Raw genomic sequence first — 24,838 nt, 5'->3', positions numbered from 1 at the left:
GTATAATGTAAAAAATATTAAGAAGTGCTGCAAGAAGCACTAACGGAGCTCCTTGCAGCAGCCTTTATACAAGTAACAAGTTATATAAATAAGAATACGGGGTGGTTCGTGATATGAATGAATTATTGCAGAAAAATCCGCAAGAGTTGGCAGGTTTGGAATTTGTGTGTTCCTGCGGAAAAACCCATAGTATTGATATTAACGATGTTCGCATTGGTAATCACATCCTTACAGACATTGTCGATTCTCTGCAGTCTTTTCCAAAAGGGACATTGCTGCTGGTTGCCGATTGTAATACCTTTGAGGCGGGAGGAAGAGAGGTTGAAGACATCCTTAGCAAGACCTTCCAACTGGAAAAACTGATTTTCTCCAATCCTCATCTCCATCCGGATGAAGCGTCAGTAGAGCAGCTTCGATCAGCCATGAATTCAGATATAACAGGAATTGTTGTTGTGGGTTCAGGAACACTGAATGATATTACCCGCTATGTCAGTTTTGAAACAAAAGTTCCCTATATTGTAGTGTGTACTGCGCCTTCTATGGATGGTTATGCTTCCATGGTGTCACCGATGATTATCAAGGGTGTTAAGGTTACCTATAATGCAGTGTATCCATATTCCATCATTGCCGATCTTAGCATTATGAAAGAGGCACCATTCCATATGATTCATGCAGGACTTGGCGATATTGCAGGAAAATACAGTGCTTTGGCAGATTGGAAATTAGCGAGTATTCTTCATGATGAATATTATTGCGAGATTACAGCCCAGTTGGTAGAAAAGGCTGTTGAGCAGTGCGTTTCCAGTGCTCCTGCTATTATGACAAGGTCACCAGAGTCCATTCGCAGTATCATTGAAGGTTTAATTTTATCGGGTATGTGTATCGGAATGACAGGAAGTTCCCGTCCAGCTTCAGGTGAAGAACATCTTTTATCTCATACCTGGGAGATGTTGGGGCTCATTCGTGGGCAGGAAACCCACTTACATGGCAATCAAGTAGGGATCGGGACGGAAATTATCCTTCATGTATACCAATTTTTATTACAGCTGGATATACACAAAGTATATGCGGACGGGAAATTCAGATCCTTTACACGGGAGAAATGGGAGAGCCATATAAAGCAATTATTTGGCGATGTTGCACCTCAAATTATCAAACGGAAGGAACCTTATGTGAAGTTTAATGAAGCGGCTCGCGAAGAAGCTGCCAAGCATATTGTGGAAAAATGGGAGCAGATGAAAGAACATGTTTTCTTAAAAATGCCATCACCGTCTTCTTACCGTAAAATGATGGAAGATGCAGGATCGCACCTGGGTCCATTAGATCTTAAGCTTGATAGGGAAACCTTCCGTTTAAGCCTAGTTACGGCAAAAGAAATTCGTCAGCGGTTCGGTGTGATGCAAATGCTGGATGATTTAGGACTCCTGGAAGAGGTAGCAGAAATGATTACTGCTAAGTACTATTTATAATCTTCTGAAGGCAAGTTCGACAGGGGAAAAAAGATTCTTTATACAAAAAGTGGAAGGAGAGGGTGTCATTTGCTGGAGGAACTTAAAGTACAAGTATGGGAAGCTAATTTAGAACTGCAAAAAAGAGGACTCGTCTTATATACTTGGGGTAATGCAAGCGGCTTTGACAAGGAAAGCGGATTGGTTGTTATCAAACCCAGCGGTGTTGAGTATGAGAAATTAGAACCCAAGGATATGGTAGTAGTGGATTTGGCAGGGAACCAAGTGGAAGGGGGGCTTCGGCCTTCATCTGATACTCCCACTCATTTAGTGCTATATCGGGAATTTTCTGGTATTGGAGGCATTGTTCATACCCATTCTACCTACGCTACGATTTGGTCTCAAGCCGGCAGAGGCATTCCAACATTTGGTACGACTCATGCAGATTATTTTTATGGTGAGGTTCCATGTACTCGTAAATTAAAATCAGCAGAAGTTGAAGGAAGCTATGAAGATGAAACTGGAAACGTTATTGTAGAGACTATGAAGGGAAGAGTTCCTGTTCATGTTCCGGGAATTTTAGTAGCGAACCATGGCCCGTTTTCCTGGGGGAAAGATGCTCATGAAGCTGTTTATCATGGCGTAGTATTAGAGGAGCTTGCTAAAATGGCTCTTCATACTTGTGCTTTAAATAAAGAAATTGAGGCAATTGATCAGGTGCTGCTTGATAAGCATTTTTTAAGAAAGCATGGGAAAAACGCCTATTATGGGCAAGGCACATTATGAAAATCGTAGTAGTAGGAGATACCTTAGTCAGTGCTGACTATATGGAAGAGCAAGCGAAAAGACTATTTCCAGGCATTGATAAAGAGATTGTAAAATTTGATTGGGAAGTAACAACCAAAAAAGAATTTCAAAAAATCATTTTTGATTTAGAGAAAAATGGTTCTCGGGCGAGGCCATTATCTGAGCCCATTATGAAAGAATTAGAAAGAGCAGAAATTTTTCTCGGTCACTTTGCCCCTTTGTCAGAAGAGACATTGGACAATGCAAAGCAATTAAAACTGATTGCTACGTGCCGGGGCGGTGTAGAGCATATTGATGTAGAAGCGGCAACAAAGAGAAATATTCCTGTGGTTCACGTCATTCGAAATGCAGAGCCAGTAGCGGAGTTTACCCTTGGTCTAATCTTAAATGAATGCAGGAATATAACACGGAGTCATGAAGCCATCAAGAAAGGATTATGGCTTAAGGCATTTCCGAATAGTACCTTTAGTACTGTTCTTTTAGAAAAGAAGATTGGTCTATTAGGATTAGGTGCTATTGGAAAGTTAGTTGCAAAGAAAATGAGCAATCTGGGGATTCAGGTGATTGCTCATGACCCTTACATTACAAAAGAGCAGTTGGAGCAAGAAGGCATTCCGATTGACTTAGTTTCTCTCACGGAATTGTTTCAAGAAGCGGATATTGTATCATTACATATTCGATTAACGGATGAAACGGAAAAATTGGTAAATCTAAAATTGCTTTCTCTCATGAAACCGAGCTCTTACCTGATTAATACAGCACGGGCGGGCATTTTAGATGAAGATGCTATTATTAAGGTCCTGCAGGAAAAGAAGATTGCAGGTGCAGCATTAGATGTGTTCTGGCAGGAGCCCCTCCCCGAGGATCATCCCCTTTTAAAACTGGAAAATGTAACGTTAACCTCCCACATAGCAGGAGATACCATCGATGCCATACCTAAAGCTCCCAAGTTATTAGTCAATGAGATGATTGCGTTCTTAGATCATGGAAAAACCGATATGGTAGTAAATTATAATCGTATCAATTGGAGGGGCTGGATGCCTTGAAGAAAGTAGATGTAATAAAGCCTTTTGAACCGCAAAGACGCAAAGGACGCAAAGGGTTTTAGTGATCTTTTTGTGTTCCCCTTTGTGTGCTGCGTTAGCGGCATTGTGCCTTTGTGGTTCGTAGAATCTTATGTGTTTCCCTTACAAAACTTATACTTTCTATTACTTATAAAAAATAGAAAGTATAAGTTTTGTCATTGCGAACAGAGTGAAGCAATCTCCAAGCAGGGGATTGCTTCACCCTGCTCGCAATGACAGAAACTAGGTGCGAAGAATGACTCTTCGCACCTAGTTTCATATCATTGGTAGGATTTCATATTTGCTCTCCGCGGTCATAGGTATAATCAAATTCTACATTGGAAATGTTGTTTGATACAATGGGATCTCTTACTGGATCAGGCAATAATGTGTAATCTTTTTGAGAGTAGGATTTCATAAATCGAGGCTTTTGCTCGAAAAAGCCTCTTTTATTGGGAGCATAGGCAGGCTTACTTTTTTTCATAATAAATCATATACCTCCTCGATAATTACGTGGTTACCTGAAAAAAATGAGTCTTCATTATGAATAGTGTGCCACGTAATAAGAGAACTATTTATCCGATGACTAAACCGCTCTAAAACTCCTGTTTACAATAAATGGTAATTTTAGAGCGGTTTAGTCCCTGGATGAGTGCGACTAAGATTCAGGTGGAGTTAAAACCCATCTGAATCTTAGTCTTCGTTATCTTATGAAAAAATGATTTCTTGCCCTTTATGACTAATTTGGGTTGTAGTGATTCCTAGTAGTTTAGCTCTTTTGGTAAATTCTTTACTGGCACCATAGTCGTTGCCAAAATGCATGGGCAGCAATAGTTCAGGCTTGACTTTTTCAGCAAAATATTCTGCTCCCATGGAATATGCTTCTTCTAGACGACGGTCTACAGGAAAGAAAGCAATATCCACTTTCTTTCCTTCGATTCGTTTCATTTCCTCCTTGAAGATTTTTTCAGCATAGTCTCGCTCTTTTTTTGCCTCTCCCGACCAATGCCACCAGTTCAAATCTCCTGCGTGGAAAATAGATATACCATCTGCCTGAATGAGAAAGGAAATACCCTGATCTGTGGAGCCAAAGGTTTCAATGATGATGTTGTCGACTGTCAGCTCTTCATATGCAGAAACAATACGGAGATGCTGGCTATCACTCGTAGTCTGTATATCGCTGCTGAGTATGTAATGAATATTGGGGTTGTCTTTTCCCCATTTTAGTATCGTTGGATCAAAGTGATCGGCATGGGCATGAGAAGAAAACACCATTACGTTTTTTTTGTTTTTTAGAAATTCGCTGGTAATCACTCCATCCGCGATACTACGATTATTACCGGAAAAAGGCTGATAATAATCGAAAATAATAAAATGATTTGCCGTTTCTACAGCATAGCCACTATGGAATAAGTAAGTAATTTTTGCTTTCGAAGGATTCATTTTATTCACCTCATAACTATTTTTTATTACGATAACCTTTTTAAAAGTCATTTTAAAGAGTATTCATTTGCTTTAAAATCATTATAGCATTAGTCCCGCTATTTTAAAAATGAAGGGGCTGCCGCATTAATATCTTCTTTTACTTCTCCAAAAGCACCTTCCGCTTGGATGCTACGATTCATTCGAAGTAGTTTCCCGTCTTCCGTTTGTATTCGCTTTAAGGATTCTTCTCGTTTTTGCTTCAAAACATCTAAGAATGGAATAGCGTAGTCATATCCGTTGGCTGTGGTCCAACGGTTGTCCACACAGCATATTCAGAATCTATGCCCAACTGAAGATTGTATGCTGGTTTTAATTGCCCACTTTTCACGGCATCTTCTTTCATTCGCATAAAAGTTGCATCCGGACCTGTTTTGGAAAAACTATTTCTGTTCCCAGCGATATGAAGATACTGATTGTCCAATGAAAAAATAATTCCATACCCCAGCGAGATTTGTATATATTGGCTACCATTTCTACAGAAACATGATATAAATTGGTAACCACGCGAATGAGTTTTCCTTCATAATCAGTAAATTCTATGGCCTTTTTCCTTTAGGGCAGCGATTATAGGTTTATATCCATATCCGGCAGAATACTGGTTAAATATAAATTTTATCGCTTCAGCCTCGGTTTGGTTAATCACATATTGTCTATCTGACCCGATATCATAGCCAAGAGGCGGGATGCCACCTGTATGTTTGCAGTGCCGTTTCCTGCATTCCTTTCATCACTTCCCGCGTCAGATTTTTGGAGTAATATTCCGTCATGCCTTCCAGCACACTTTCCAATATGATTGATCAAGCCTATGCATAATGATGTATTGGAAAGTGCCCAAAGTACTGTCTAGAATCATTTTCTGAAACTGTGGACGATTGTATTTCAGTGATGTGGACAGCGTTCCTGATGATGAATGGATTGATGCTGAAATGAAAGATGGAACAGACTATTTGCTGCAATACGCAGTGCAAGGTGAGATAATCTACTACCGTCTGCTTGGGGACAATGATGATGTAGTTGAGCATGGAACTATTTCAAAAACGATACTTGTCCTATTGGGAGAGATCAACTTGTTTTACTTAGAAAATTGGATATGATATAATCATTACAACGATAGTATTATCAATTTATCAAATTTGCTACATGTGAGGAGGTAGCTTAATGCAAACCCTAAAACAAGAAGCGATTGATGCCATTTCTAAGCTGCCCGAAACAGCTAACCTTGAAGAAATCATGTATAGACTATATGTCATTGATAGAGTGAAAAAAGGACTAGATGCAATCAAACGTGGTGAAAGTATTTCCGTTGCTGATTTAAAGGCAGAGATTGGCTCATGGTAAAATGGTCCGAGCCAGCAAAACGGGATTTGAAGCAGATTCATGATTTTATTGCGAGAGATTCAGAACGCTATGCTAAAAAGGTTGCTATGGATTTTGTAACCCGTTCTGAAGCATTGCAAAGTTTTCCTGAAATGGGGCGAATCATCCCTGAACTTGATGACCCTAGCGTTAGGGAGTTGATCATTTACTCTTATCGCCTGATTTACCGAGTTGCCTTGGGTCAGGTTGAAGTACTGGCAATTGTGCATGTTCGAAGAGAATCGGCAGCGGATGTGCTTCCAGAGCCACAAAACTAAGAGGAACTGAATTAGCAGAATTCCAGATTGTGGAATAGGATGTGGGATTTAGCTGGTGCGGATCGCCTTCACCAGCTAAATCCGGAAAGTGAATTCGAACTGAAAAAGAGTTGTTTGCCATGATGTGGTGAACAACTCTTTTTTCGGTGATGATTTAAAATGTATGGTACTGTAAAAAAGCAGGGCGATTGGGGCAGTAAGTGTGTGCTAAACGTCTTGCTTTTTTACACAATGTCATGCGGGTTTGTTATAATTCTAAATAAAGGATATACAGCAAGAGAATTCTTATATTGAGGTTATATATGTGTTGGAATACAAAGAGATCGTTAAGCCGCTCGAAGATATGCCGCTAAGTAGCTGGCAGCTAACAATTAATGGGTCTGCTGATGTATGGAATAAGCAAGACAATGTACAAAAGTTGAATAATGCTATAAAAGAAATCTATCAAGAGATTTCTGAAAAGTTGGAAGGCATCTGTATATTAAAGGCTATTTTTTAAACATCCAGCTCATGCGTAAACTCTCGCAAAGCCGGGGCTACACTCTTAATATCGAGAATAGGTCTCAGGGAGGGTACCGTAGCACTCCGACTCCCACGAGAATAATTATCTAAAAAATTTGAAGGATACGTGAACAGTTTATATTGGGTTGTCTAATATTAATACTAGGGAGGTATTTATGGATACACAGGATTGGGAGATTATTTATAAGTTGTTTCTGTATAAAAATATTACGAAAACAGCAAAAGAATTATATGTTTCACAGCCGCGACTGACAACGAAAATCAAAGCGATAGAAGAAGAACTGGGAGTTACTTTGATTGAGAGGAACAATAAGGGAATTGAGTTTACTTCTATAGGGAATTATGTGGCACAGTATGCACAAGAGCGGTTCAATGATTTTAGGATGTTTAAAGAGGATATTCATTCTATGACTTATGCAATGGTTGGCAATTTGCGCATTGTTGCACCTTATGTGGTTGTAAAATATCAATTGCCAAAGATGATTTTGGAATTTCAAAAATTGCATCCCATGGTTACTTTCGATATTTCAACTATACATAGTGGGGAAGTTGCAAATTACTTAAAATCGCATTTTTATCATTTTGGATTTATACGCAACAGTCTTGAACTTAAACCGGAGAATATGGTTCGGATAGAGTCAAGCGGAATTTCTATTGTGTATCGTGAAAAATTTGAACTGCAGGATCTTCCGAGATTGAAGCGAATTGATTACCGAACGGACAATTACTATCATAACTTTTTGGAAGAATGGTGGAACAGCCATTTTAAACAGCCGGGAGTTACCAGTGTCCAGGTAAGTGATTTAGAAAGTTGCCGTGAGATGATTTTTGCCGGATTGGGATATGGGATTTTACCTAATCTGGTGTTGCCGGACAAGCATCATTTATATGTGCATCCGTTGATAGATGCAGCTGGACAGCCATTTTCCCGTCATACATGGATGATTTGCAAGGATAATATTTTGCAAAGACCGGTTCCAAAAGTATTTTATGATTTTGTTAAAAATTATATAGTCTGATTTTTTGAAATACGCATTTCTTATGGAGACGATAAGAAATGCGTATTTTTCTATATGTAAAATTAATGATAAGATGATAAAAAAATATTTAAAATTTAGAATTTATTGATTTATTCTGAATTTTATTTAGGCATTTAATGCAGGACGTATTAATCAGAATTTTTGGGTTGCATAAATGTCTATTTGGTAAAAATTTCAAATATAAAGGAAAGTTGTATTTTACAAAATTTGGAGGTCGATGTTATGAAATTAGTTTTTATTGGTTTTGGCGAAGCTGCTTATAATATTGCAGTTGGATTAAAGTCAGAAGGCTTTGGAGAGATGGGAGCTTTTGATGTATGTGCAAAGGATCCGATTCGAGGGAAGCTTATTCTTGAAAGAGCAAAGGAACTAGGTGTTGTTTTGTTCGATGATTTGAGTGAAGCCTGTCAAAATGGTGAGTTCATTTTTTCTTTGACAAGTGCGAAAGACGCTGTTGCGGTCGCTAAGGATGCTTTTCAATATTTGAAAAAAGGGCAGGTTTATATCGACATGAATTCTGCTGCACCGACTGTTGAAGAACAGATAGAAAGATTACCGAGAGCTGAAGGCGTACTCTTCTGTGATGCGGGGGTTATGGGAACGGTTCCAGGTAATCGACATAAGGTTCCTATGTTTCTTTCTGGAGATGGTGCGACTGCCTTTGCTGAAAAATTTGCATCTTTCGGTATGAATTTAACAGTGCTGGAGGCTCCGGCAGGGGGCGCTTCTGCTATTAAAATGTTTAAGAGCGTTGTTATGAAAGGGTTACCGCAATTGATGTTTGAGTCCTTTGAAGGGGCACAAAAATATGGGGTTTTGGACATTTTAGTGGAATCTCTGCGCGGCTCGTTGGAAGGAAAAAGTATACAGAAGTTAGCAGATACCTTTATTGCAAGAACGCTGATTCACGCTGCACGCCGCAGTGCTGAAATGAAAGATGTTGTAAACACATTAGAAACACTGAATGTAGATGCATCTATGTCTAAAGCAACTGTTGCAAAATTAGATCAAATGGCAGGGCAAGATTGGATGAACTTACTGGGCGAGGGCGGCAGCAAGCTCGGTTATCAGGATGCAATGAAAAAATATATGAATTTAAAATGAGAATAAAATTATAAAAAATAAAATTGTAGGGGGATTTACAATGCAAAATGCAATTTATAATGAATTACCAGAATTGATTTCCGATGAATTGATTGAGCGTGTGAAAAAATTAAGTCCAGCGCAGTTGTGCGATGGCATGGAAAAATTAGGGATTCCGAGAAGTGGCTGTATGGATGCTGCTTTGATGCCGGTAGATCCGGATAAGCTGATGATTGGCACAGCATGTACTGTGGATACTATGGAGGGAGATAACTTTCCGATTCATGTGGCAATTTATCAAGGAAAACCTGGATATGTGCTGGTTATTGCAGGTAAAGCCTATATGGAAAGAGCTTATCTTGGTGATTTAATGGCTGGTGCAGCAGCAGCCATTGGGTTAAATGGACTCGTTGTCGACGGTTGTGTACGTGATAAGCATGGGCTTAGAGATTTGCCGATTCCAGTATATTCAAGAGGGTTTATGCAGCGTTCTCCAGCGAAAATTGGTCCGGGCCGCATTAATACGGAAGTTGAATGTGCAGGTATTCGAGTAATCCCAGGTGATTTAGTCGTTGGAGATTATGATGGCGTTACGGTTATCCCAAGAGATATGATTGAAGAAGTATTGGCGGCTGCGGAGGCGAAAGATTCCTATGAGGTGAAGCGCCGTGAAGATATTGCAGCATATGAGAAATGCAAGGTCGAGGGAACCCCTCTTCCTAATTTGGCTCCAGGCTGGGTATTGGACATGTTGAATAAAAAATAATGGAGGATAACCTTTATGGAATTAAGAACGCCTTTAACACAAGAAGTTATTAATAAATTAAAAATAAACGATCAGATTACAATCACTGGAAAAATATATGCTGGCAGAGATGCAGCTTTGCCAAAATTAATGAAGCTTTATAAAAAACAAGAATTAGAAAAAAATGGTATTTATTTAGAGGGCGGTGTGATTTTTCATACTGCGGTTAGTGATGCCGGGATAGGTCCGACATCGAGCAATAAACTGGAAATTGAGGAGTCCATTCCTCTTTTATCAAAGGCCGGGATAAAAATTCATTTGGGTAAAGGAAAGCTTACCGATGAAACCGTTCGTGCCCTAAAGGAGGAAGGTGCAATCTTCGCCGTCACACCACCTGTTTCAGCTCTTTTGACCGCTAAAATGAGACATAAAAAAGTTGCTGCTTTTCCTGAAGAAGGTATTGAGGCTCTATATGAACTGATAATAGAGGATTTCCCTGCGATTGTTGCAATTGCACATGGAGAATCAATTTTTGACAGAAAGTGAGGAGGATGAAATGGAAAATTTACAGGTTGATGTGATTATAGATCGTGTGGCGGATACTTTGGTAAAAGCAAGTTCTACGTTTGCCTCAGATCAAATTCGTGCTTATGAGAGAGCTATCGCAAGAGAAACGAATGAAAATGCAAAATGGGTTCTTGAAAAATTAATTGAGAATTCACAGATTGCAGAGGAACGTTCAGCTCCGCTGTGTGATGATACAGGAACGCCACATGTTATTATTGAGTTAGGTGAAAATGCGATATTGCCAGGTTATTTTCTCAATGCTGTCGAGCAGGGCGTTGCAGAGGGGCTTCGTCGACTGCCTGCCCGTGCGATGGGGGTTTTGGGTAATGAGAAGGAGCGTATTTCTCAAGAAAAGGGGTTGTCAGAGGATCCTGGTTATTTAGCTATGGCACCAGTACGAATCATTCGTGTGACAGGAGATAAAATTAAAGTGCATGTTCTCATGTTAGGCGGTGGTCCGGAATTGCGAGGAAAAACACTGCGTGTTTTTCACAAGCATAATTTTGATGTTGTGTTAGATGAAATGGTCGCATGGGCAAAAGAAGCGGTGGCGTTACTTGGATGTCAACCGGCCATACTGGCTTTTGGTGTAGGCAGAACCAATTTCGAGGCTTCCGCATTGGCAGTTGAAGCTTTAAAAGATGCTAATTTTGATGAACAAAGTGAAATTGAGAAAAGTATCACAGAAAAGGTATCGGCAGAACATATTGGCGCACTTGGATTGGGTGGAGAAAGTTCTGTGTTGGCTACGTTTGTAAAAATTGGTATGCAACGGGCTAGTGGCTGGAGGGTTGTTTCTTTGCGAACAGAATGTTGTGTGGGTCCGCGGAAGGCATTCTGTGAATTTTAACGGACAGATTGAGTGGGGAGGAATAAAATGAAAAATGGAGCTTGGCGAGTTATTCCCATGGTAATTATACCTCTTGCTATATGGTTTATTACACCACCGGAAGGTTTGACAGTGAGTGCATGGCGTCTTTTTGGATTTTATTTATCAGCAATTGTGGGGCTGATTTTAAAGCCGTTCTCAGAAGCTTTGGTTCTTCTATCAACCGTTGGGGCTGCAGGTCTATTTTTGAACAATGTGAGCATTATTCTCGCTGGATATGCTTCGACAACTGTATGGCTGGTGTTTTCAGCTTTTGGTTTTGGTGTTGCCTTTATAAAAACAGGTCTTGGAAGACGTATTGCTTACAGCATGACCCGCTCCTTCGGGAATACGACGCTGCGGCTCGGCTATGTTACTGCCCTTTTGGATCTTGTGATATCGCCTATCACACCTTCGAATACAGCACGTAGCGGAGGGATTGTATTTCCGATCATCCTTTCAGTGGTAAAAACCATAGGTTCTGAACCGGGAGCAACAGCAAAAAAAGCTGGTTCTTATTTGATGTTAAATATCTATTTTGTTATGAAGGTTACCAGTTTTATGTTTGCTACGGCCATGGCGCCCAATCTTCTTATGATCGAATTTAGTAAGAAAATTTTAGGGGTGCAGCTTGATTGGGGCTTGTGGGCTGTGGCTATGCTGGTACCTGGACTGGTACTACTGGTTTTAGTTCCCCTGATTGGCTATTATATGGATAAGCCGGAACTCACTAAAATTGATAATAAAAAGCTTGTTGAAGAAGGCCTTAGGGATTTAGGCCCGATGCAAAAAAAAGAAAAAATTTTGGTGGGGATATTTATCTTCGCTCTTTTAGGATGGGCGCTTCCCTCTGTTTTTGGCCTTTTCGGCATCAAACTTGTCATCAATGAAACGGCTGTCGCCATTGTCAGCATGAGCTTATGTTTCTTGCTTGGTGTTATTGGCTGGGATGAATTTTTGGACAATAAGGGAGCATGGAACACGCTGATTTGGTTTGGCGGCATCATAGGACTTGCTAGTGCGCTTGACAAAGCCAAGTTTTTCCCATGGCTTGCAGATGTTATTAAGGATAATATCAATTTTGGCAATAATCCTTTTCTTGCTTTGGTTATTATCGGTTTTTTCAGCATAGTTATCCGATATTTCTTTGCATCGGCTAGTTCGTATGCGGTTGCTATGTTGCCGGTTCTGCTTACTGTTGGTAAGGTTGCGGGTATCGAACCGATGTCATTGGCCTTGGTATTGGCAGGGACGAATTCATATGGCGGATCCCTGACGCATTATGGAGGGGGAGCGGCCCCCATCATCTTTGGTGCAGGCTATAACACCGTTAAGACTTGGTGGATTGTAGGTGCTGTAATAGCGATTGTCTGTTTCGTCGTTACAATGACGATAGGATACGGATGGTGGAAGCTTTTAGGGATTATCTAACTGCTCTCATAAGTCTAGGGCATGGCCGTATAGATAATAAAAGAGGCCGTCTGGAGGGAATGCTTTTCTCCAGACGGCCTCTTTCTGGTTTTGACGCAGCGTTTCCTGAAAGAGAAGAATTTGCTTACATCTTATAAAGATGCATTATTGTATGTCGGATTTAGATAATCGTAAGCGGAGTAGCATCCATGGCCATTAGTGGTGGAATTTTGGCGATGACTTGGTGGAATAACGGAGTTTAAGTTGTAGGACCCAGCAAAGCGTCGATCTTCTTTAATATCGTTCCGATTGCGGGAATGATTTTTGGCGTTGTATTTTTTGGGGAACCTCTAGGGCGGAGTGAGATTATGGACGGCTTGTGGATTATTTCCGGCGTATATCTAAGCACCCAAGGGGCTGCCACCAAACCATAACAGCTTCTTTATTTTTAGTTTGAAATTGTCTTAGTATCTTTCCGATTATTCCATTTAGCGATTGAAGGCAGTATGAACCCTAAGCCTAAAAGAACAAAAGGTGTCAATAAATTAAGGGACAATTGGAAATACCATTGTGAGGTATAAAGCTGCACGCCTTTCGGGAACATACCCATGATACAGGCGAAAGCGGTAAAGAGGAAACACCACAAGCCAATCGTGATTGCAAGCCTGGAGTTTTGGATAAATTTGTATTCAGAATTGAATTTTCCAACAAGACGGCGTAGTGCCATATAGGCAACAAACACCCACAAGTAGCGCAAAGGCATGACTATGGAATTTAAGTCGAGTAGCCAATTGTATAAAGAATTCATATCACCGATTCCTAAGGCTGGAATAATAATCATGATTCCGACAAGTATGGCAGTTAATTTATATCCGTTGATGGGGGCATCGTATTTGTTGGTTTTGGTCAAAATAGCTGGGATATACTTAGAGTCACCTTCTGCCAGTAATACTTTAAGTGGAGCATCGATCGAAAATACGAGAGCAGAAAGCTGACCGAGAGCACTGGCAATTGCATACAAGATAAGGAGAAAATTACCTACCCCATAATATTGTCCCAGCATTTGGAAAGCATAATATTGGCCATTCATTTTTAAATCTTTGGGTATGTTGTTGGCATCAAACATCATACCCATGGCGACAGAACCTAACAATGCAGAAAGAGCTACTAAAACAGCAACAATAATCATTCCACGGGGAAACTCTTTAGTAGGATTATTCGTATTATTTACGTAAGGAGATATCTTTTCAGCCCCGCCAACTGCAAACACTAGCATGGAAATCGTAGTAAAGTAAGTAAAGTCAAAGTTGGGAATAAATGTATGATAACTTAGGTCTGTGGTTGCTACAGCAGCACCTCGAATAGCTGGTGCCGCAATCATTAAAATTACATATAAGAAAGACATTACCAACATGGAGAGACCTGCAACAGTTCCGATGCGTTTTAATGATGTAATCCCCCTGGATGCAACCCAGAGGAAAAATAGAAAGATTGCTAATGTCATAAGTTGTAAAGTCATGGGGCTAAATGCCTTGATAAACTTTCCATCTTGAAAGATGCCCCAGCCTAGGGCTACTAATGCTGCTTGTGGTTTTTGTGCAAGATACGGTACATGCACCGCCCAATAGGTCCAGCCAGCGAAATAAGCAAGTAAAGGACCTGTGGTTGAGCGAATCCAGGTACTGACACCTGCTTTTCCATCTTTAAAGGTAGAACCCATTTCACCGACCATTAACACGTAGGGAACAAAATAAAGTCCAATGATGAGTATCCATGAAACGATAACTGTGAGTCCTTGATTGGCATAGTTATTAACTACATTGCCAAAACCCCAAACCATGATAAAACCCATAAGAGCAAGATTATACCACCTTAGTTTTTTTACCCCGTCCTGAGCCATAGATAAATCTCTCCTTTCAAATTGTCTTCTCTGAGAAGACAATTTATTCTATCATTCTTTTAGAAAGGAGGCAATCAGCCTTAAGATTAGGACTGATTGCATTAGAATGATTTGAGCTTGTGGAAGGAAACTCAAGTTTTTTATAGTAAAACAATTATAACAAATATGAATTGCAAAAAGATTAGATTAAAGTAATATTTTCAGTAATAGTACACTGTATGTGGAAAATACGTCCTATATGTGGACGTATTTAATGGATAAAAATTATAAAATTTTAAAAAAGAAGGTATCAGCATGCTGCTGATACCTTCAACTGAATTAAATTGTAATCTGAGCACCTAACAAGTCAACAAAAGCTTTGAGCCAAGCAGGATGATTGGGCCATGCTTGAGCGGTGACTAATTTGCCGCAGGTGACAACGGGCTGATCTTGCCAAGTGGCTCCAGCCAGGCGGCATTCTGCAGAGCAGGCAGGGTACGAGGTAACATTGCGATCCGATAATACACCAGCAGCAGCGAGAAGCTGGGTGCCGTGGCAAACAGCGGCAACAGGTTTGTCTGCTGTGAAAAATGCTTGAACGATGGCAATGCTTTCATCATACATTCTAATATATTCAGGTGCCCGTCCGCCTGGAATGACAAGACCTATATAATCATCGGGATTTACATCGACGGTTGCTATATCTACGGGGATACGATGACCAGTTAATTCGATATAGGTATCTAGATTTACAAAATCATGTACGACTAGCTGTAATGTGTCACCTGCTTTTTTGTTTGGAGCGGCGACATCTACTTGATAGCCTAGCATCATTAATGCTTGTTGAGGTACTTTCACTTCATAGTCTTCTGCACAGTCACCCGTTAACAATAAGATCTTTTTTGTCATGATTGTAAAACCTCCTTTTTGATTACCGTAGGATTTCTAGATCCTAAGCTATCTTTCCTGCATGCATCATCCCCTAATGATTAAAGTATACCTTTTTTTCTAAGATAAAGACCAACGCAGCAGCTGGTAGTAAGGGCAAAAAATAAAACGAGCCAAAAACCTATCGCTGTATCGTTTCCAGGTACAGGAACGGTCATACTCCAAAAGCTTGAAATCATCGTTGGAATGGAGATCAATATGGTTGCGGAAGCCAAGAATTTCATAATATGATTTAGATTGTTATTGATGACAGAAGAAAAGGCATCCATCATACTGCTTAGAATTTCACTATAGGTCTGTACGAGTTCTAAGGCCCGTTTATTTTCAATAATAACGCTTTCTAAGACGTCTTCATCCTCTTCATGCATTTGCAGTAAAGGGCGCATTTGTGGGTCTGAGCGCATACGAAGTATTGTCTCAGCCACAATTACATTGCCGCGCAAAGCAGCGGTAAAATAAGTGAGTCCTTTTTCCAGGTCAAGGAGCTGAAAGACTTCTTCATTTGTTGTTGATTTGCGTAAGTTAAGTTCAATTTCATCTGTCCGTCTGCGGATTTGGCGTATGTACTTCAAAAAAACTGTATCTGCATGATACAATATTTGAAAGAAAAATTGGGTTCTCCTGGCAGTGTCAAATAAGAAACGGCTTCGATCGTTATGTTCAGGGAGCACTTGGACTAAATGATCACTGATGGTGATCGTTGTATGCGGAGTTAGTATAATGCTGAGAGGGGATGTTTCATAACGATCCTCGCCGAGAGAAAGGGGTACGTGAATAATAGCAAGAATACAGTTTTGTCCTAAGATGATTCTAGGACAGTCATCTTCATCGATTGCAAAGCGAAAAAAGTATTCAGGGATTTGAGCGGCAGCTGACAGTTGTAAGATCTCTTCTACTGTTGGGTCGATGAGCTTTATCCAAACTCCCTTTTCAGAAGGGTCCCATGAAACTTCCTGGAGCTTGTCTTGCAATGTTTTGTAGGTTGTCAGCATATTCTTCTCCTATTAGCCTTTTTGCACCCAATATTGTGCCTTAGAAATACCTTCTAAATCGATATTTTCTACAATTCCGACAATGGCTGCGTCAACAGCACTATTGTCGTTGTTCATTACCCGCCGTGCAGAGCTTCCAGTAGATACTAACACCGTATCGCTATTGCCTGCTCCTACAGTATCGACTGCAACTTGCAGGCTGATGGTGTTCATTCCGTCTAAATTTAAGGGTTGAACCACTAATAACTTATTGCCGATTAAACTTTCATTTTTAGTCGGGGCCACAACGGTTCCTACCACTTTGCCAAGCCACATAAAATTTCCTCCCAATCCTTTTTCGGTTTAGTCTTTTCCTTATCTATTGTCTTTATTGGATAAAAGATTACAATTCCCTTTGTATTATTTTGTGTCACCATGGAATATTATTGTTTTGCAAATTAAACATAAAAGGGATTATCTTGGAAATGATATTTTACAAGTATAAGTTTTGTATTTTCCTTAGATGGCGGATCTAAAGATGCCTTCGATTTCCTCCTGAGGACCTTGGCGAGGATTGGTTACGCAGCAAATGTCTTTGAGAGCGTTTGCTGCAAGAGTTGGAATATCTTTTTCATTAAATCCCCGTACTTCAGAAAGGGTCTTAGGGATCTTAAGATCCTGAATTAGTTCTTTAATTGCAGCTACTGCCAGCAAAGCCGCAGCTTCGTCTGATAGATCTTTAGTATCCTTACCTAAAGCACGGGCAATGGCAGCATAGTGATGAGGTACAGCATGGCGATTATAGTCGACAACATAAGGCAGCATGATCGAATTGGCTAAACCATGGGGCAAGTTATACATTCCGCCTAGTTGGTGTGCTAGAGCATGTACATAGCCTAAGCTGGCATTATTAAAGGCAATTCCAGCTAAATATTCGGCGTAAACCATCATTTCTCTTGCATGTATATCACTGCCATTTGAAAAGGCAGTTTTAAGATAACCCGCAATCAGTTCAATGGCTTTTAGAGCTTTACAATCTGTGACAGGGGTGGCATTGGTAGATACATAGGCTTCAATCGCATGAGTCAATGCATCCATTCCTGTAGCAGCAGTAAGACCGGGCGGCATTCCTAACATAAGTTCTGCATCATTTACGGCGATAATCGGTGTTACATGCCAATCGGTAATTGTCATTTTAATGTGATTTTTTTCATCCGTAATTACACAAAACCGAGTCAATTCGCTGCCCGTGCCGGCAGTTGTATTGATGGCAATTAAAGGAGCAGAGGTCTTTTTGGATTTATTAAGTCCTACATAGTTCTTGATCTCCCCTCCATTGGTTGCGAGTAAAGCAATGGCTTTAGCGCAGTCATGAGGTGAACCTCCGCCAAAGGAAATCAGAAAATCACAACCATTATCCTGAAACAATTTTAAGCCATAATCTACTTGCGGGATTGTTGGATTAGGGGAAACATCATCATGGATGATGTAAAATACACCCGCACTTTTTAAAACATCTGTTAATTTATCAATTAATTTCATTTCCACTAGTATTTTATCGCTTACAATAAGAGCCTTGCGAAATGCCATAGGCTTTATATAGTTTACGATTTGATCCAAGCAGCCAACGCCTAAAATACTTATAGGTGTCATAAAATATTCAATGACTTTTTTGTTCATATTTTTCTTAACCTCCTTATATCAGCGTAGTTAAAATAACCATAACATTGCTATTTTATTTCAGCAAGGGTTATTATGGCTAGTTTTGGTGATTGAGCAATAAATCAATACAAGATAACAAAGGAGAACCTATATATGATTTTACTTTGCCAGTTGTAAGAGTAAATCAGACTATGGAATTTTATTAACATCTTACGAAAAAAAATTGCTAAATGTCTAAATGTAAGAAGGAAAGAAACTTCACGTTACGGAATGATTATTATATGGAAAGTGCAGCAAGGTATGAGGGAGGCAAAAAGTTTGTTTGGAAATGTGATTGGCGATTTTATTACCGGGTTTCAATTTTTGACACGAATTCCAATCAAAGCACAAACCCAATGGTCGCCAAATAGCTTTAGTCAGAGTGTTAAATATTTCCCGCTTATTGGCGGGATTATTGGTTTGATTTTAGCTGGGATTGTATATGGAGCGCAAGGGCTTTTGGGAGTAAAAATACCGATGCACCTTCTGGCAATCGGATTGATTTTGTTTGAAATCATATTGACCGGGGGTTTACACTGTGATGGGTTAATGGACACCATTGACGGTGTTTTTTCAGGAAAACCTCGTGAAAAAATGTTAGAGATTATGAAAGACAGCAGAGTCGGTGCTTTTGGTGCAATGTCTTTTTGTCTGTTAATCTTTGTAAAATATTCTTTGCTTATGGATATGGATCCTAAGTTGTTACCCTTAGCCGTTTTAGTTATGCCGATTGTAGGACGGACAGCCGTTGTCATTCCGATTACATTCTATCCTTATGCCAGGCCGGAAGGGCTAGGAAAGGCATTTTATCAATCTTCACATAAGTATACCCTTTATGTGGCCGGAATATTAGCAGCATTGCTGCTAATTCCTTTGGGTAAAATTGTAATCGTAAGTGGAGTTATCGGTATAGGTTTTGCGTTTCTTCTTTCTGAATATGTCAGTAAACGTCTCGGCGGTTTAACAGGGGATGTATATGGGGCGACGATTGAACTGACGGAAATTGTTACCTTGTTGGTATTCATTATTTATTCATAGCGGAAAGAAGGTGATTCTTTGACTCGGGTAATTTTTGTGCGTCACGGTCAGACTTCCTGGAATCAAGAGGGGAAATATCAAGGGCATAGCGATATTTCATTAAATGAAAGAGGAATAAAACAAGGAAATTTAGTAGCAAAACGCTTAGCGAAGGAAAAAATAAGCGCAATCTATAGCAGCGATTTATTGCGGGCACAGCAGACTGCTGAGGCTATTGCCAAGTATCATGAATTGCCCGTTATAACCAAGCCGGAGTTTCGTGAAATTAATTTTGGCATTTGGGAAGGACTTACCTATCAAGAAATTATGGCAGATTGGTCAGAAATCTTAACTGCAATGTATTCTAAGCCAGGTGAAATCGGTCCGCCTCAAGGGGAAAGCTTTCAGGTTGTTAAACAACGTGTAACTCACGCACTGCAAGAGTGTGTCAAAAAGCATCAAGAGCAGACCATTGTGCTTGTTTCCCATGGGGGAACGATGAGAGTACTGCTTTGTGCTGCATTGGGAATCGGTTTAGATAAAATGTGGTCTATGCGACAGGATAGCTCCGCAATCAATATAATTGATTATATTGATAATCGAGCAGTAGTAGCGTTAGTGAATGACACTTGGCACGTCAAAGATATTTGATACAGGCTAAATGGGATTTTTTTAACGAACTACTTGATTATATTGCTCATCTGCGAATAGTGGATAGGAGAATGAGATAAACTGTAGTACTATTGTGATAACAGAATAAATTGCCACCAAACAGGTGCCTCTTTAACTAGAGGAGAATAGGGAAGTTCGGAAGGGAAGCATATTCCTTAAACGACGCGGTCGCGCCACTGTAATCGGGGAGAAAGTCCTGCAAATGCCACTGGGAAACCAGGAAGGCGCAGGAATTTTAAAGATCCGTAAGTCAGGAGACCTGCCTGTTATGGCTGTCATCTACCCTCGCGTAAGGGGTAATGCCAGAAGGATGGGATTTTTATATAAAATACCTAGCCTTTTGGGCTAGGTATTTTTGTGGTGTGCCCAGCATGGGCGCTTACTAGTTGGTGAAAGTCCAATACGGGGGTTGATAGTGCCAACCGTTAGCCTAAGACAAGGGTGTCCATCGCGAGGTGGAATCTGAAGGAAGTCGGCGGCAAAACTCCGGTCTGAGGAAGACGAACTACATACAAGGCATATGTCAGCTGGGTGAGTTTGCCGCACAAAACGAAGCCCTAAACTATCCGAAGCGGGCGATGTAAATGTAGCAGATAGGTGGAGTGAAAGTAAGCGTTCTTACCTGGGGAGATCTGACAGTCAAGCTGTGGATATGAATTTGAAAACGGCAACCCGTGCAGTAATGTACGACTGAGCTGTCAGAAGTCAGCAGAGGTCATACTACCAGAGCGGCTATATACGCTCTGGGAAGGACCGAACAATAGGAGGTTTCCGAATTTTGAAAGGTACGAAGAAATGCGTAGAAAGCAGACAACTTCACAAAGAAGGCTGCCTACAGGAGACAAGAGTGGAACTCAGAGGTAATGTAGGAGTGCCGAGCATTTCTCCCATGCCCGAAAGAGGAAGAAACGGTGACAATGAATACGCCGGTGGATTGCTGGAGAAAATCCTTCACCGAGATAACATGAATCTTGCTTATAAGCGAGTGAAGGGTAACAAAGGAAGCCATGGAGTCGACGGAATGACAGTAAATGAACTTTTACAATTCCTGAAACAAAACGGCAACCAACTCAGGCAATCCATACTAGAAGGGACCTATAAGCCCGAGCCGGTCAGACGGATAGAAATACCGAAACCGGACGGGGGGAAAAGGCTACTTGGTATACCTACTGTAGTTGACAGAGTGATACAACAAGCTATAGCTCAAATATTAACCCCAATCTATGAAATGCAGTTTTCGGCAAATAGCTACGGGTTTAGACCCGGCAGAAGTGCAAAACAAGCGGTAGTAAAATGCAAGGAATATATCGAGGCAGGATACACCTGGACAGTTGATATCGACTTGGCAAAGTATTTTGATACCGTAAATCACGATAAACTCATGCGCTTGCTTTCAGAAACCATCGAAGATAGCCGAGTGCTGTCGCTGATACGCAAATATCTGAAATCAGGAGTCATGATAAATGGCGTGGTACAGGAGAGCGAGGAAGGCTGTCCTCAAGGGGGCAATCTTTCTCCACTTCTGAGTAACGTCATGCTGAATGAACTGGACACTGAACTCACGAGACGGGGCTTAAAATTCTGTCGTTATGCTGATGATCAGAATATTTACGTCAAAAGCCGGAAAGCGGCAGAACGGGTCATGGCAAGTATCACGCGATTTCTTGAGCAAAAATTAAGGCTCAAAGTCAATCAAGAAAAGAGTACAGTAGACAGGCCGTGGAAGCTGAAATTTCTAGGTTTTTCGTTCTATCACAAAAAAGGTGGATTAGGAATTAGAGTTCACCCTAAGCCTGTAAAGAAATTCAAGCAAAAGCTGAAGGAAATAACAGGACGAAGCAATGCTATGAGCATGGAGCAAAGAGCGGAAAAGCTCCGGCAGTGCATTGTGGGCTGGATGAACTACTTTGGAATGGCTGATATGAAAACCCTAGCTAAAGCATTGGATGAATGGCTGAGAAGAAGGATTCGAATGTGCTTGTGGAAGCAATGGAAGAAAATTGGGACGAAGCACGATAATCTTGTTGCTCATGGCATAGATAACCGCAAAGCGTGGGAATACGCCAATACAAGAAAGAGCTACTGGCACACAGCCAATAGCCCAATCCTTTCTCGGACGTTAACCAATGAATACCTCAGGAAAATCGGCTTCATCACCATAAGTGAAAGGTATTCACTAGTACACTAATTCTGTTGAACCGCCGTATACCGAACGGTACGTACGGTGGTGTGAGAAGTCGGCTACTCAACTAATGGGTAGCCTCTTACTCGATTTTTAATATCAGCGATTGGAGGAAACGTTGAACACAGAGGGCACAGAGATCCGCGGAGGACACAGAGAAAAAATTAAATATCTATCTTTTCTCAGTGTTCTCTGCGCCTCTGCGGTTCGATTCTGTTTTATATGTTTCAAAGAATGTGTTAACGCTTTTCTTATCTATTATAATTTTAGGAGGGGCAGATATGGATTTGGAAGCCAGAGTGGATGAATTGCTGAATGGGGCGGCGAAACCACCTCAGAGTTTGGGAAAATTAGAAAAACACCTCAAGAAAGTAATAATGGCATGGGGAGAAATTCACTCGGAGATGAAACCGCATCATATCATCTTTGCAGCTGATAATGGAATTATTGAAGAAGGTGTTGTCAATTACCCTGGGGAAATTACCTATCTGCAAGCCAAGAATATGGCAGACGGCAGAGCGACGATAAGCTGTTTTTGCCAATGTAATCAAATACCTTACAGCGTCATTGATATTGGTATTAATAACGAGAAAGAAGCTGGTATTCATCATAAAGTAGCCTTTGGAACGAAAAATTTTATGAAAGAAGAGGCTATGACACAAGAAGAATTTGATCGGGCTTGGGCGGTTGGAAAAGAAGTAGTAGCAGACCTTATTCAGCGGGAAGGAGTGAATATCTTCTCTTTTGGTGAAATGGGGATTGGCAATACGACAACCTCGTCGGCTGTTTTACATGCTCTTACAGGAATGCCGCCGGAATTCATTGTTGGCTATGGAGCTGGATTGAGCAGCAGCGAATTTTTAAAGCATAAGCGAAATATAGTAGCAAAAGGTGTAGAGCGTCATAAAAATAAAATGCAAAAAGTCGAAGAAATTCTACGCTGTGTAGGAGGATTTGACATTGTAGGTATTTGTTCTGGGATGCTGCAATGTGCCAAACTGGGTGTTCCTTTTGTAATTGATGGATTTATCACAGCAGTAGCCTATGCCTGTGCATTTCGTATAGACAATACAATTGAAAAGTACGGAATTCCTTCTCATATGTCAAAAGAACCAGGTATGGCTTACTCACTATTGTTGGGGAATATTCCGGCAGAGGATGTGATTCTTCATGCCAACATGGCTTTAGGTGAGGGGACAGGCGCGATTCTAATGGTCTCTATGCTGAAAACCATGTCATACACTATGCAGAACATGGCAAGACTTTCCGATTTTGTATTAAGTGAACCCGCGTCAGCACAGACTGCTGCCGTATAATACATCGTCTTTGCTTGCTATAATATAGTAAAATATTGCTGTTTGCAGGAACTGGTTTCCCTTTTATCTAATACTTATCATGTTAAGGAAGGCTTAATACAGCTGATATTTTTTCATATTAGCTGTATTAAGCCCTATTATCAAACGATGCAGCCGCTCTAAGGCCCCGCTTGTCAAAGATGGGGGTCTTGGAGTGGTTTGGTTGTTGGATGATAGCAACAAATGATATAGTATAGAAGTTTTGATAAGGGGAGGATTGCGAGTGCAAGCATTAAATCGATTTACCTTAGGCGAAATTGTCAATACTCAAATTTTACAAGAAATACAAGATAAATTCTCTGAAGCAACGGGATTGGCGGCAGTGATTGTTGATCCTGAAGGCAATCCGATTACAAAACCCAGTAATTTCACAAAGTTTTGCAGCTATGTTCGTTCTCTTCCTCAAGGGCTAACCCGATGTGTGCAATGTGATGATAAGGGAGGGCGTCGTAATCAGAAACCTTTTGTGTATACATGTCATGCTGGCTTGACGGATCTAGCGGCTCCTATAGTTGTAGAGAATCAATATATTGGTGCATTTCTCGCAGGACAAGTTATTTTGCTCCAGGAAGATGATGATGTTAAAAGCAATATGTTCTGCTGTACAGATGATTTGGGACTGGAGGCAGAACGATTATCGGAATTTTTTGATATCGTGGAAGTCGTGCCGGAGAAACGCATAAAGGCGGCAGCAGATCTAATCTACATTATGTCAAATTATATTGTAGAAATTGGTGTGGCCAATCTTGCGGGCAAGCACCTTGTAAAAGAGATAAAGGCCAAGGCGGAATTAGAAACAATGCTCCGTGCTACGGAATTAAAAGCACTGCAATCTCAGGTCAACCCGCATTTTTTATTTAATACCTTAAATACTATAGCTCGTTTAGCAATGCTGGAGGGAGCGAGTCAGACTCAGGAAGTAGTCTATGCTCTATCGGATTTATTACGTAATAATTTGCGGGATATAGAAATATTAAGAACCTTAGAACAAGAAGTAAAATCCATTAAAGATTATTTGCTGATCCAGAAGATGCGTTTTGGCGAACGTATACAGACCTATATTGATGTGGATGCGTCCATTATGGAAATAAAAATTCCTCCTCTGACTCTTCAGCCTTTAGTGGAGAATGCCATTATTCACGGACTGGAAAGTAAGGTGGAAGGTGGGGTGGTTCACATTAGCGGGCGACTTGAGGAGGAAGAGGTTATTCTCATTGTCAGGGATACTGGTATTGGTATATCATCCGAGGAAGTTGCAGCTATTTTTCGTGCAGAAAAACGTAAACAAATTCATGGGCAGACGACAGGCTTGGGAATTATTAATGTTCACAAGCGAATTCAGCATTACTTCGGTAATGAATACGGTCTTACGATGGAGAGCAAACTAGGAGAAGGGACTAGCATTTACATCCGCCTTCCCTACAGTCCAATGTAAGAGCA

27 protein-coding genes, 2 pseudogenes and 1 riboswitch are annotated in these 24,838 nt (G+C 40.6%); of the genes and pseudogenes, 19 read left to right on the top strand and 10 right to left on the bottom strand.

Annotation, left to right across the window (positions count from 1 at the left end; all coding sequences use genetic code 11):
* Positions 1–113: 113 nt before the first annotated feature.
* The 3 genes from FR7_RS16855 (at position 114) to FR7_RS16845 (ending at position 3,301) form a co-directional block, all read left to right on the top strand.
* Positions 114–1,469, top strand: coding sequence for a sn-glycerol-1-phosphate dehydrogenase (locus FR7_RS16855; protein ID WP_007933569.1), 1,356 nt, complete (start codon positions 114–116; stop codon positions 1,467–1,469).
* Between the two features lie 69 nt (positions 1,470–1,538).
* Complete coding sequence (locus FR7_RS16850; RefSeq protein WP_007933567.1) at positions 1,539–2,234, top strand: L-ribulose-5-phosphate 4-epimerase; 696 nt, start codon at positions 1,539–1,541, stop codon at positions 2,232–2,234.
* Positions 2,231–3,301 carry a 2-hydroxyacid dehydrogenase gene (locus tag FR7_RS16845; RefSeq protein ID WP_007933566.1) on the top strand — a complete coding sequence of 357 codons (1,071 nt, stop codon included), beginning with the start codon at positions 2,231–2,233 and terminating at the stop codon, positions 3,299–3,301. The genes FR7_RS16850 and FR7_RS16845 overlap by 4 nt, the downstream gene beginning before the upstream one ends.
* A gap of 313 nt (positions 3,302–3,614) precedes the next feature.
* Here FR7_RS16845 and FR7_RS16840 read toward each other — a convergent pair whose 3' ends face one another.
* The 5 genes and pseudogenes from FR7_RS16840 to FR7_RS24645 all read right to left on the bottom strand — a co-directional run bounded on the left by FR7_RS16840 (position 3,615) and on the right by FR7_RS24645 (position 5,344).
* The gene (locus tag FR7_RS16840) at positions 3,615–3,803 is read right to left on the bottom strand and encodes a hypothetical protein (protein ID WP_007933564.1); all 189 of its coding nucleotides are present in this window, start codon (positions 3,801–3,803) and stop codon (positions 3,615–3,617) included.
* 224 nt (positions 3,804–4,027) lie between these two features.
* Entirely contained in the window at positions 4,028–4,762 is a 735-nt protein-coding gene (locus FR7_RS16835) for an MBL fold metallo-hydrolase (RefSeq protein ID WP_007933563.1), read from the bottom strand.
* Between the two features lie 98 nt (positions 4,763–4,860).
* The gene (locus tag FR7_RS23550) at positions 4,861–5,067 is read right to left on the bottom strand and encodes a transposase (protein WP_139181564.1); all 207 of its coding nucleotides are present in this window, start codon (positions 5,065–5,067) and stop codon (positions 4,861–4,863) included.
* Positions 5,025–5,210, bottom strand: a pseudogene (locus FR7_RS24650) (IS5/IS1182 family transposase); the annotation flags it as partial. The gene FR7_RS23550 and the pseudogene FR7_RS24650, both read right to left, overlap by 43 nt.
* The gene (locus FR7_RS24645; protein ID WP_139181579.1) at positions 5,144–5,344 is read right to left on the bottom strand and encodes a transposase; all 201 of its coding nucleotides are present in this window, start codon (positions 5,342–5,344) and stop codon (positions 5,144–5,146) included. The pseudogene FR7_RS24650 and the gene FR7_RS24645, both read right to left, overlap by 67 nt.
* 332 nt (positions 5,345–5,676) lie before the next feature.
* On the opposite strand from FR7_RS24645, the gene FR7_RS16825 reads away from it, so the two are divergent.
* The 11 genes and pseudogenes from FR7_RS16825 to FR7_RS24640 all read left to right on the top strand — a co-directional run.
* A complete protein-coding gene (locus tag FR7_RS16825) occupies positions 5,677–5,898 on the top strand; it encodes a hypothetical protein (RefSeq protein ID WP_017531566.1) in 222 nt (73 codons plus the stop codon).
* 64 nt (positions 5,899–5,962) lie between these two features.
* Positions 5,963–6,142 (top strand): hypothetical protein, encoded by a 180-nt coding sequence (locus tag FR7_RS16820; RefSeq protein ID WP_007933562.1) that lies wholly within the window; start codon positions 5,963–5,965, stop codon positions 6,140–6,142.
* Positions 6,136–6,438 (top strand): type II toxin-antitoxin system RelE/ParE family toxin, encoded by a 303-nt coding sequence (locus FR7_RS16815; protein ID WP_007933561.1) that lies wholly within the window; start codon positions 6,136–6,138, stop codon positions 6,436–6,438. Before FR7_RS16820 ends, FR7_RS16815 begins: the two co-directional genes overlap by 7 nt.
* 304 nt (positions 6,439–6,742) lie before the next feature.
* Entirely contained in the window at positions 6,743–6,937 is a 195-nt protein-coding gene (locus FR7_RS16810; protein ID WP_007933560.1) for a hypothetical protein, read from the top strand.
* Between the two features lie 178 nt (positions 6,938–7,115).
* The gene (locus tag FR7_RS16805; RefSeq protein ID WP_007933559.1) at positions 7,116–7,979 is read left to right on the top strand and encodes a LysR family transcriptional regulator; all 864 of its coding nucleotides are present in this window, start codon (positions 7,116–7,118) and stop codon (positions 7,977–7,979) included.
* Between the two features lie 243 nt (positions 7,980–8,222).
* Positions 8,223–9,104 (top strand): DUF1932 domain-containing protein, encoded by an 882-nt coding sequence (locus tag FR7_RS16800; protein ID WP_007933558.1) that lies wholly within the window; start codon positions 8,223–8,225, stop codon positions 9,102–9,104.
* A 40-nt stretch (positions 9,105–9,144) separates the two neighbouring features.
* On the top strand, positions 9,145–9,849 hold the full coding sequence (locus FR7_RS16795; RefSeq protein WP_007933557.1) for an RraA family protein: 705 nt from the start codon (positions 9,145–9,147) through the stop codon (positions 9,847–9,849).
* Between the two features lie 15 nt (positions 9,850–9,864).
* Positions 9,865–10,374: a fumarate hydratase C-terminal domain-containing protein gene (locus FR7_RS16790; RefSeq protein WP_007933555.1), complete on the top strand. Its 510-nt coding sequence runs from the start codon at positions 9,865–9,867 to the stop codon at positions 10,372–10,374.
* Positions 10,375–10,384: 10 nt separating this feature from the next.
* Positions 10,385–11,245 carry a fumarate hydratase gene (locus FR7_RS16785; RefSeq protein WP_007933550.1) on the top strand — a complete coding sequence of 287 codons (861 nt, stop codon included), beginning with the start codon at positions 10,385–10,387 and terminating at the stop codon, positions 11,243–11,245.
* A gap of 27 nt (positions 11,246–11,272) precedes the next feature.
* On the top strand, positions 11,273–12,694 hold the full coding sequence (locus tag FR7_RS16780) for a DASS family sodium-coupled anion symporter (RefSeq protein WP_007933548.1): 1,422 nt from the start codon (positions 11,273–11,275) through the stop codon (positions 12,692–12,694).
* Between the two features lie 257 nt (positions 12,695–12,951).
* A pseudogene (locus tag FR7_RS24640) lies at positions 12,952–13,107 on the top strand (hypothetical protein); the annotation flags it as partial.
* A gap of 14 nt (positions 13,108–13,121) precedes the next feature.
* Here FR7_RS24640 and FR7_RS16775 read toward each other — a convergent pair.
* From FR7_RS16775 to FR7_RS16755, 5 genes are all read right to left on the bottom strand, one after another.
* Complete coding sequence (locus tag FR7_RS16775; protein ID WP_007933545.1) at positions 13,122–14,573, bottom strand: APC family permease; 1,452 nt, start codon at positions 14,571–14,573, stop codon at positions 13,122–13,124.
* Positions 14,574–14,891: 318 nt separating this feature from the next.
* Positions 14,892–15,461 carry a DJ-1/PfpI family protein gene (locus FR7_RS16770; protein ID WP_007933544.1) on the bottom strand — a complete coding sequence of 190 codons (570 nt, stop codon included), beginning with the start codon at positions 15,459–15,461 and terminating at the stop codon, positions 14,892–14,894.
* Positions 15,462–15,541: 80 nt separating this feature from the next.
* Positions 15,542–16,492: a magnesium transporter CorA family protein gene (locus FR7_RS16765; protein WP_007933543.1), complete on the bottom strand. Its 951-nt coding sequence runs from the start codon at positions 16,490–16,492 to the stop codon at positions 15,542–15,544.
* A 12-nt stretch (positions 16,493–16,504) separates the two neighbouring features.
* A complete protein-coding gene (locus tag FR7_RS16760) occupies positions 16,505–16,807 on the bottom strand; it encodes a EutN/CcmL family microcompartment protein (protein WP_007933542.1) in 303 nt (100 codons plus the stop codon).
* A 183-nt stretch (positions 16,808–16,990) separates the two neighbouring features.
* Positions 16,991–18,151 carry an iron-containing alcohol dehydrogenase gene (locus FR7_RS16755; RefSeq protein WP_007933538.1) on the bottom strand — a complete coding sequence of 387 codons (1,161 nt, stop codon included), beginning with the start codon at positions 18,149–18,151 and terminating at the stop codon, positions 16,991–16,993.
* A gap of 300 nt (positions 18,152–18,451) precedes the next feature.
* On the opposite strand from FR7_RS16755, the gene cobS reads away from it, so the two are divergent.
* The 5 genes from cobS (at position 18,452) to FR7_RS16730 (ending at position 24,833) form a co-directional block, all read left to right on the top strand.
* Positions 18,452–19,210, top strand: a complete 759-nt coding sequence (cobS, locus tag FR7_RS16750; RefSeq protein ID WP_007933536.1) for an adenosylcobinamide-GDP ribazoletransferase — start codon at positions 18,452–18,454, stop codon at positions 19,208–19,210.
* Positions 19,211–19,228: 18 nt separating this feature from the next.
* Positions 19,229–19,840, top strand: coding sequence for an alpha-ribazole phosphatase (gene cobC / locus FR7_RS16745; RefSeq protein ID WP_007933534.1), 612 nt, complete (start codon positions 19,229–19,231; stop codon positions 19,838–19,840).
* A 105-nt stretch (positions 19,841–19,945) separates the two neighbouring features.
* Positions 19,946–20,142, top strand: a riboswitch (cobalamin riboswitch).
* 497 nt (positions 20,143–20,639) lie between these two features.
* Entirely contained in the window at positions 20,640–22,049 is a 1,410-nt protein-coding gene (ltrA, locus tag FR7_RS16740; RefSeq protein WP_007937569.1) for a group II intron reverse transcriptase/maturase, read from the top strand.
* Between the two features lie 275 nt (positions 22,050–22,324).
* Entirely contained in the window at positions 22,325–23,359 is a 1,035-nt protein-coding gene (locus tag FR7_RS16735; RefSeq protein WP_007933532.1) for a nicotinate-nucleotide--dimethylbenzimidazole phosphoribosyltransferase, read from the top strand.
* 262 nt (positions 23,360–23,621) lie between these two features.
* On the top strand, positions 23,622–24,833 hold the full coding sequence (locus FR7_RS16730; protein ID WP_007933531.1) for a sensor histidine kinase: 1,212 nt from the start codon (positions 23,622–23,624) through the stop codon (positions 24,831–24,833).
* The last annotated feature ends 5 nt before the right edge of the window (positions 24,834–24,838 follow it).

The sequence above is a fragment of the Pelosinus fermentans DSM 17108 genome, assembly GCF_000271485.2.
Taxonomy (GTDB): domain Bacteria; phylum Bacillota; class Negativicutes; order DSM-13327; family DSM-13327; genus Pelosinus; species Pelosinus fermentans.
The sequence above is the reverse complement of the archived record's forward strand: the minus strand, read 5'-3'. Positions and strand labels throughout refer to the sequence as shown.